At 70.1% G+C, this 7,624-nt stretch carries 10 protein-coding genes; 2 read left to right on the top strand and 8 right to left on the bottom strand.

Translation table 11 applies throughout. The features are described from left to right. Positions 1 to 230: 230 nt before the first annotated feature. The 6 genes from ACWCPW_RS51205 to ACWCPW_RS51180 form a co-directional block, all read right to left on the bottom strand. Positions 231 to 902 carry an ISL3 family transposase gene (locus tag ACWCPW_RS51205; RefSeq protein ID WP_449768550.1) on the bottom strand — a complete coding sequence of 224 codons (672 nt, stop codon included), beginning with the start codon at positions 900 to 902 and terminating at the stop codon, positions 231 to 233. Between the two features lie 209 nt (positions 903 to 1,111). Beyond that, positions 1,112 to 1,339 carry a hypothetical protein gene (locus ACWCPW_RS51200; protein ID WP_449768549.1) on the bottom strand — a complete coding sequence of 76 codons (228 nt, stop codon included), beginning with the start codon at positions 1,337 to 1,339 and terminating at the stop codon, positions 1,112 to 1,114. A gap of 284 nt (positions 1,340 to 1,623) precedes the next feature. After that, positions 1,624 to 2,223, bottom strand: coding sequence for a hypothetical protein (locus ACWCPW_RS51195; RefSeq protein WP_449768548.1), 600 nt, complete (start codon positions 2,221 to 2,223; stop codon positions 1,624 to 1,626). Positions 2,224 to 2,652: 429 nt separating this feature from the next. Then, positions 2,653 to 2,937: a hypothetical protein gene (locus tag ACWCPW_RS51190; protein WP_449768547.1), complete on the bottom strand. Its 285-nt coding sequence runs from the start codon at positions 2,935 to 2,937 to the stop codon at positions 2,653 to 2,655. A 129-nt stretch (positions 2,938 to 3,066) separates the two neighbouring features. Then, positions 3,067 to 3,630: an SMI1/KNR4 family protein gene (locus tag ACWCPW_RS51185; protein WP_449768546.1), complete on the bottom strand. Its 564-nt coding sequence runs from the start codon at positions 3,628 to 3,630 to the stop codon at positions 3,067 to 3,069. 425 nt (positions 3,631 to 4,055) lie between these two features. Further along, entirely contained in the window at positions 4,056 to 4,172 is a 117-nt protein-coding gene (locus tag ACWCPW_RS51180; RefSeq protein ID WP_449768545.1) for an Imm32 family immunity protein, read from the bottom strand. A gap of 496 nt (positions 4,173 to 4,668) precedes the next feature. Here ACWCPW_RS51180 and ACWCPW_RS51175 point away from each other — a divergent pair, with 496 nt between their 5' ends. Next, the gene (locus ACWCPW_RS51175; protein ID WP_449768544.1) at positions 4,669 to 5,217 is read left to right on the top strand and encodes a ferredoxin; all 549 of its coding nucleotides are present in this window, start codon (positions 4,669 to 4,671) and stop codon (positions 5,215 to 5,217) included. Positions 5,218 to 5,575: 358 nt separating this feature from the next. Then, positions 5,576 to 6,229 carry a hypothetical protein gene (locus tag ACWCPW_RS51170; RefSeq protein ID WP_449768543.1) on the top strand — a complete coding sequence of 218 codons (654 nt, stop codon included), beginning with the start codon at positions 5,576 to 5,578 and terminating at the stop codon, positions 6,227 to 6,229. Positions 6,230 to 6,302: 73 nt separating this feature from the next. Here ACWCPW_RS51170 and ACWCPW_RS51165 read toward each other — a convergent pair whose 3' ends face one another. Both ACWCPW_RS51165 and ACWCPW_RS51160 read right to left on the bottom strand, forming a co-directional pair. Then, positions 6,303 to 6,809: a DUF1990 family protein gene (locus ACWCPW_RS51165; protein WP_449768542.1), complete on the bottom strand. Its 507-nt coding sequence runs from the start codon at positions 6,807 to 6,809 to the stop codon at positions 6,303 to 6,305. Positions 6,810 to 7,027: 218 nt separating this feature from the next. Next, positions 7,028 to 7,339, bottom strand: a complete 312-nt coding sequence (locus tag ACWCPW_RS51160) for a hypothetical protein (protein ID WP_449768541.1) — start codon at positions 7,337 to 7,339, stop codon at positions 7,028 to 7,030. Positions 7,340 to 7,624: the final 285 nt, after the last annotated feature.

Raw genomic sequence — 7,624 nt, 5'->3', positions numbered from 1 at the left:
AGCAACCGTGCCGCCTTCGCGTGATCCCCGAGTGCTCCGAACCAGGGCGCCTGGCAGGCGCGGGCGTTCAGGGTTTCGCGGTGGTCGAATCCCAGAGCGCGTGTCGAGTCGGCGATCAGATCGGCGTACACCCGTATCCCCTCCGCGGGGTTCCCCGTCCGTGTGACAGCGGTCAGTGGATACGGCTCTGCGTCACATTCCGAGAAGTGGCAACTCTCTGTGAAATTCGTTCAGTTGGGGTTGATGATCCGGAGTCGTAGGAGGTCGAAGTTGGCCCGTCCAAACATTTGCCGTTTGAGGTACTTGATGCGTGTCACGGCGCCTTCGACCGGACCACTGTTCCAGGGCAGCGACAGGCCGGCGGTAACGGCGTCGAGGTCGCGGCGGAGGTTCACGGCGAAGCCGCGCAGCGGAGGACAGCCCTCGGCTGCGACGCGGTCTATCCAGTCGGGGAGTTCGCGCCCGCGGCGGTCGCGCATCAACTCGGCGAACCCGCGCACCGCGTCGGACACGTACTGAAGCTCCGGGCTGCGCGCCAGGATGCGCTTGAGCTGCAGCGCTTCCTCTGCGGTGAGCGAGTCGGGGTGGCGGGTGAGCCACTGGGCGGCCAGGCGGACGGTGGGTGTGTCGGACACCTTCGGCGCCGGTTGTCCGGAAGCCCGCAAGGGTTGCAGCCAGCGCCGGACCGTTCGCGTGGCGCCCCGGTAGCCGAGCTGCCGGATCTCCGCGTGGAGGACGGCGCCGTCGGTGCAGCCCTCGTTCCACCGCTGGTGGAGGTGGCCGAGGTAGGGCCGGAGCGTGCCGCGGCTGCGGGCGGCGCGCACGGTGATGCCCGCCCACCACGAAGAGCACCCACACGGCGTCACCGACCCGACGGCGGCGCAGCGGGAGGCCCTGGCCAAGGTGGGTGTGTGTGCGCGTCGACGTGGTGGCGCAGTGCCGGGTCCGGGGGGCGTTCACCGTTGCCGCGGCGGCCGCGTTCCGCGGGTGGGAAGGGCACTTGGTCGAAGCACAGGATCCGGTGAAGGCCGCCGACATCACATGCGATCACCGAAGCCCGGACACACGAGTGCCGGGCTGCCATCGGCTCGCCCCGGGATTCGGCAGCAGGCTAGAGGAGCCGCCAATGGCGACACACGCACGCCATGCCGCCCGCAGGACGTTCCCGGTCACCCGACTCACGCTCGACCACGACCCTGCCGTCCTCGGCCCACACCCGGTCGCCGGCGCGCAGGAACAGCGGCCGCTCCAGCTCGAACACCGAGCACCCGGGCTCGAAGTCCACCTCGTTGAGCAGCAGCATCCTTGGGGCCGTCACATGTTCACCGGTCAGAATCACTTCCCCATGCTCCCGCACCGGTCGAGTGAGTCTCCCGAGCGCCGGCCACATCGACGATCACGCCCCGGGTCGGGACAAGGTGAAGCCATATTCCGGAGTCTCGCGAACGGTCGAAGTTCACCTTCACGAGACGGTCGGCGGCGGCAATCGAAGCGGACCGACAGGCCCGCGACGCGGGCGGCGGGCACGACCAGCAGCAGCTCGCCGGTGTCCGGATCGCTGCGGCAGCCCCGGCGCGGGTTCAGCGCCTCGCCGGGTCGCTGACTGCTGAGGTGGATCCGACGTCACCCGGGGTCGGTGTTGGCGGCGCCGTAGCGCAGTTCTCCGTCTTGCGGCAGGAGGTAGCCGATGCTCCGTGACTTCGGCATCAATCCGTTCAAGGTGGCGGCGTAGGTGCAGCCGGAGGTCTCCCAACCGATGTAGCCCGCGCGGAAGTCGGCGGTGCGGAATGCCTCGGTTCCCACGGCCGCGAGCCAGTCGTCGAGAACCCGGGACCTGTAGAACTGCCGGCCGCTCTCGTGGTACACGATGCCGGTGCGGTCGAGGGCGCCGAGAGGAATATAGAAGTCCAACCAGTCCACGCCGTCGGCTCCGTCTTCCGGAATCGCCACGCAACCGCAGACCACGAGCTCGCCCGTCGGCAGGCGAACCTGCCCTTGCAAATGCCCGAACCTCGCCAGCGCCTCCACCGTGCACTCCACGGGCTCCTGCTCCCGGGGCTCACGGGACCGGTCACCGAAACACCCCTGAACGTCCGCTGCGGACCACACCGCGGTCAGGACGCGCTGCAGCCGGGCATCGCTCCGCGGCCCCACCTCGATCGCCAACTCGTAGAAGCCGCCCGACCAGTTGTCGACCGTGCGGAACGCGTATGGAGCACTCATGCCGCGATCATGACGGATCAGCAGCCGGACCGACATCCCGTTGTCTCGCCCGAAGGATTCCGAGTCGCAGGAACCACGAATCGGCGATCAGCGAGTGCCCCGCCACTCTGTATTGGCCATCGGCATCCCAGCGATGGCGGCCGGCCCGCGTGTTCTGCGGTCCGAGTCGAGATGCGCGGTCCGGCCGCGGGCCGGCCGAGACGCCGAGATCGTCGAACTCCATCCACCGCCCCGGGACATGGGACGTGGGCTCGGCCAGGGCCACCCTCACCTCGTCGAACGTCATGCCGAACCGCACAGGACCCACCCCCACGAACGAGACGAACTCCCACTTCACCCCCTCCCGCACAACCCACGCTTCCTCCACGCCCCGAACCTCCCTTCCCCGACCCGAAAGCCGTTCCCACACGCGACCACCCCCGCCACTTTTCAGTCGTCGGCCAGGACGTCGTCCCACACCCGACCACCGTTCACCCGGATCGACAACCAACGGCGCAGCCGCATCGCGTGGCGCAGCCCGTCGTGGGGGTTCTGTCCCCAGTCGCCCTCCCATCCGTCGGCGTCGTGGAGCAGTACCGGGTCGTCCCGCGCGATCAACGACAGGTGCCATTGCATCGAGCAGCCGCCGTGGGCCAGGCGCAGCCATGACGACGGTGGTGCCTGGTGGCGGTGGTGTTCCGCGTCGTCGCGGATCGCGCGGGACCGGTCGTGCACGTGTCCCGGGGGGCGGTTGCCGCGGCGCAGGGAGGAGAGCCCGGAGTCGGGTCCGCAGCCTCCGTCGCCGATCTCGGTGTGGAGGCCCGGGACACGGAGACCGCCGGCGTGGCCGTCCGGCGGCGTTTGTCAGCACGTTCGTGCGTCGGTGGGTTCGGCGCCTGTCGACCTCTCGTGCAGCGGGTGATAGCGGGCGTCCTTCCCCGGCCATCCTTGATCGAGGAACGGCGGGCGGTCCACCCGATCGAAGCACCGCAGGATGAAATCGGTGAATGGACCGGCCGTCTCGAACCATTCGCCCGCCTCGCTCCCGACGACGACGCGCCAGTCGTCGGGGTCCGGTTCCAGGGCCAGGAAGAAATACGTGTTGCCCTGTTCGTCGTGCCCCCATTCGAGGAGACCGCCCTGCGCCGGGTGGAACGGCCAGGGGCAGGAATCGGGATGCATCCCTTCCCACACGCCCCGATGCCACAGTCGTTCGGCCTCCTCGCGGCTGCCGTCGGTCGGCCGGTCCAGCCACACGTAGCCGTCCACGGCACCGGGGCCGTAGAGGTCCAGGAACGCCTTGTAATCGGTGGGCAGGACCAGCCCCAGGTACGCCTCCGACGCCGCCCACAGCGTCGGCCGCGCCCATCCCCGGCACTGCGGCTCACCGAGCCGCTCCCTCAACCCGTCCAACCCCGTGACCGCCATGACCCTCCCGTATCGCGCGAACACTGCCCCGATCGCATTCTGTCCACCCGAGCCGACACACCCACGCCCACCCGTCTTGGGCGGCGGAGCGGGTCGAGGCCCTGACCGCGCTCGGGATGCGGTGGGTGTAGGGGGAGGCTCGGTGGGGTTGTCGAAGAGCAGTTTGGTCCGGGTCGGACGTGACGTGGTTTCCGGGCCGTGGACGACGGGCCGAGGGGTTTCGGTTCCGCTGGTTGGTCGAGCCGGTCAGTGGCGTTCCCGCGAGCGGATCGTCTGGAGCGGCAGTGTCGTTGCAGGCCCTCGAGGACATCGTCGTTCGGGGTTCGGGGCGTGTCCGGGAACGTAGTCGTCACGACGAAACCGGTGCGCGGACCGCCGGTTCGCGTGTCGCGCACGGCCCTCGACCGCGTCGGTCGCCGTACTGCTCACTGTGTCGGCTCGCCCCGGGGGATGCCGATCACCAGGGAGTGGGAGCCCTCGACGAGATAGGGATGCCCGGGAAAGTGGTCGATGTGACGGTGACCGCCGTCCTCGGCGGCCAAGGCGGCGACATGGCGTGGAGTTGGTCCGCGAACAGAGCCCTGGCGGTGGGGTGGCCGTCGATCACGAGGATCCGGCGCGGGGAGTCGATGCGGATGTGCACGCCCGGCCGGGTAGCGTTCCCGACCTCGACTCCGATCAGGGAGTCGCCGTCGTGCGGCGTCGCCGGCTCGGACCCGACGAATCCCTCGCCTCGGGCCACCGTGCCTGCCAGGTCGGTCAGTTCGTCCACCGATCCGATGAGTTCCACTTCGTCGAAATTCGGATCGGACACAACGATCGCGGGTGTCGTTCCTTCGGGCGGACCGGGTGCGTCGGGATCACCCCCCACCCTAAGCATCGACCGGGCAACGCGGTGAAGCGTGGTCGGGCGGATCGGATGCACCGTCAGGCCGTCGGATCATCGACACGTTGAACATGACAGACATCCCACGCGCTGGAGTGTCAATCAGGAGGCGCGTGGGTTGTCTTCGTCGCACGGGCGCCCGGCTCGAACGGATGCCCTGGCCTCGGCGGGTGACGCTCTACTTCGACCCGATGACCACCGTCCGCAGCAACGACCGCGATGCGTTTCGGGGGCGCTGGGAGGACCGGCTGTGGCTCAACGTCCCCGGGCCCTTCTACGGCGGGGAGACCGACACCTGTTGGACCGGACGGCTTGCAGCGCCCGCCCACGTCCTCTACGGGAGTGAGTACCTTACCGAGTACGTCTATCGCCAGCCCGGAACGCCTACGGAGACCGCCCTGGTGGTCGACGCGGCAGGCGACGACCCGTTCGGGGGGCACGGCTGTGACGGCGACTCCCGGTGGACACCGGAAACCGTCCGGGAGTGGTGGCGAAACCGCGGACAGGTCCTGCAATACCTGTTCGACCAGCGCAGGACGTGGGACGAGAGCGATGCCGCACACGGCCAGGACATGGCAGCTGCCGTCCGCGACTTCGAGTCCTACATCGGCGGCGGCCTGGCATCCGACCTGCAGATCTACCTCTACCGGCTGGAGAAGCGACAGTCTCCCGCTCCCGGTGACCGGCTGCCCGAGCTGTAGCCGAGGACGTTTCGCGGCAACAGGGCCGCCGATCCGAGAGGAACGCAGCAACCCGGGGGGCCGAAGTGTCGGGCGGCGAATGCGTGGGTTGGGTGGGACCGGGCGGTCGCCTCGTCGGTCGGAGGCCGCGACGGCGCCGCGCGTCCGGCTCTCGTTGCCGCCGACGCGGGAAACACGCGACCTCTGAAGCGGCCGGCCCGCAGCAGGCGCGGCATGGGCGCCACCGATCTACGTACGCTGCTGACCGAGGGCGTCGACTCCAAGGGCGTCGGGTATCTGCCGGCACCGCCGACACGACCGGGGCCGTCCGGGGCGGGACGGTGCTCGCGCGAGGGATCGGGGTCGGCATACTCGCGGGATGCGACTGCGCGGGCAAGGTCGTGAGGAGATCGACGAGTGGTGCGTGGTGTTCTCCGGGGCGGTGGCGCGAGGGGAGTTCGGGTGGGCGCATCGGTTGCTGGACGGGTTGTCGAGTGGGCGCGAGGATCGCATCAGGTGGGCTTTCGGGCGGGCGATGTTGTACGTGCGGCAGCAGGAGTACGCGGCCGCGCTCGATGTCGTGCGCGCCTGGTTGGAAACGGCCCCGGTGGATGATCCGTGTCGATCGGAGTTCGAGCACACATACGCGGACTACGCGGCCGTCGGGTTCCTGGCGGGCGCGTTCTCCGCCGCCGGGACGTCGCCGACGCTTCGCACGGCGGCCGTCGCGGACCAGGAGCGGCCCGCGGGGTGTCCGATGACGGTGGCGCTGGACGTTCGGGAAGGACGGAGCGGGCAGGCGCTCTCCCGGCTGCGCCGGCATCGGCGCGGGTCGCTGCTGGGCGGTCGGTCGACGCGGGCGAACGCGGACGTGCTGATCGCGGTGTGTCCGGCGGAACTCGGGGACGTGGCCGGAACCGGGAAGGCGATCCGCCGCGCGACGCGGATCGCGCCGGGGTCGGCCCTGATACCGATGGCCCACGCACACCTCGCAACGGTCGTGGCCCGCGCCGCCGGCGGAAGGGGAGCGTAGTCGTTCCGCCGAACCCACCGACCCATCTGCCCTCCGAGGACGTCGGGCCGCCCGAGCCCCAAACGCCGGTCTCCTACGCAGGACCGGCCAGGTCGCGAGCCGCGGCCACATAGCGGTTCGTCACCCTGTGCTGGATCGCACGGGTGACGGGGCCTCCCAGACGCGACCACCAGGTACCGGGACGGCTGAAGGCGCGAATCGTGAACCACACGGCGTCCTCGACGTCGCGTTCGATCACGAACGCCTCCTCGCCCGACTCGGGATGCCCGGCAAGCGTGCCGTACGCGAACCCGACCCGATCCCGCTCGTCGATCACACCGACCACCCGACAGGGCGCGCCGATCCGCACCGGCCCCAGCCGCAGCACCGACGTCACCTCCACCCCCATCGCGACGCGAGCGGCATCACCGCGCACCTCCAGACCCGCCCCGCGCAACACCTGCCAGCCCAACACCCCTTCGGCCACCCGACGAAACGTCTCCGACCCCTCCCCCACCCTCACTCGACGCTCGATGTGGCGATATCCGGACGGCTTCGGCACCGCCGGATCCAACGTCGCACCGACCTCGGAATAGGTCATGGGCCCAGGCATGCGCGGCATTCTCCCCCACCCGGGGGGATCGCCCCGCACGCCCGCCGTCGATCCCGCGTCCCCGGCGCCGGCGGGGTCTGCCGTCACGGCGACGGACGCGCACTCGGGCGGCCCATGACGGTCGGGCTCGCGGTGAAGACGGCCGTTTTCCGACAGCCTCGTCCCCGAAGCGAGCCCAGAGCGTCAGTAGCCGGGCACTCACCGATTCACCGCGTCGAAGGGCTCGTCGTGCCGGCGCCAGGAAGCGGTGGGCCCCAGTCCTCCAGCAACCCGGCCGCAGCAACGACGGCCGTCCACCAGCCCGTTGCCACATACGGAGCGAGCACCTCCCACGCATCGCCCTCCCGGCCCCGATCACCCAGCGTCTTTGCCCACGCCAACGCGCAGAACCACTGGCCGTGTCGGGCCTGCGCCTCCACCACGTCGGCACGGCCTCGTTCGAGCAGCCGCGAAACCAGCGCCGGCGGAATGCAGCCGGACCGCGTCCGGGCCCGGAAGTCGAGATCGGTGGCGTCCACGACCGGGCACCATAGCGCCCGCCCCCGACACCGGATGGACACCACACCGCACCCGCGGTCTGTTCATCGTTCGCCAGGCCGTCTCGTTCGGACCACATGCCGTCGGCTCCGGTCCTTCCCGACCTGGCGGCTCACGTTTGCGAGGGTCGTCGATCCGGTGCGGACGAACTCGATTGACGGGGTCGGCATCATGCCTGGCATGGGTACGGACATCAGCGGCTTCCTGGAGTACCGGGCGCCGCAGGGCGATCAGGAGTCGACCTGGCGCACCGCGCACGACCTCGG

The sequence above is a fragment of the Embleya sp. NPDC001921 genome (assembly GCF_053594475.1).
This window is presented reverse-complemented; position numbering and strand designations above follow the sequence as displayed.

What these genes read in the sequence shown, in the direction of transcription:
- ACWCPW_RS51175 (WP_449768544.1), top strand. Translation starts at nt 4,669, where the DNA reads ATGCCCTGGCCTCGGCGGGTGACGCTCTACTTCGACCCGATGACCACC.
- ACWCPW_RS51170 (WP_449768543.1), top strand. Translation starts at nt 5,576, where the DNA reads ATGCGACTGCGCGGGCAAGGTCGTGAGGAGATCGACGAGTGGTGCGTG.
- ACWCPW_RS51185 (WP_449768546.1), bottom strand. Translation starts at nt 3,630, where the DNA reads ATGGCGGTCACGGGGTTGGACGGGTTGAGGGAGCGGCTCGGTGAGCCG.
- ACWCPW_RS51165 (WP_449768542.1), bottom strand. Translation starts at nt 6,809, where the DNA reads ATGACCTATTCCGAGGTCGGTGCGACGTTGGATCCGGCGGTGCCGAAG.
- ACWCPW_RS51195 (WP_449768548.1), bottom strand. Translation starts at nt 2,223, where the DNA reads ATGAGTGCTCCATACGCGTTCCGCACGGTCGACAACTGGTCGGGCGGC.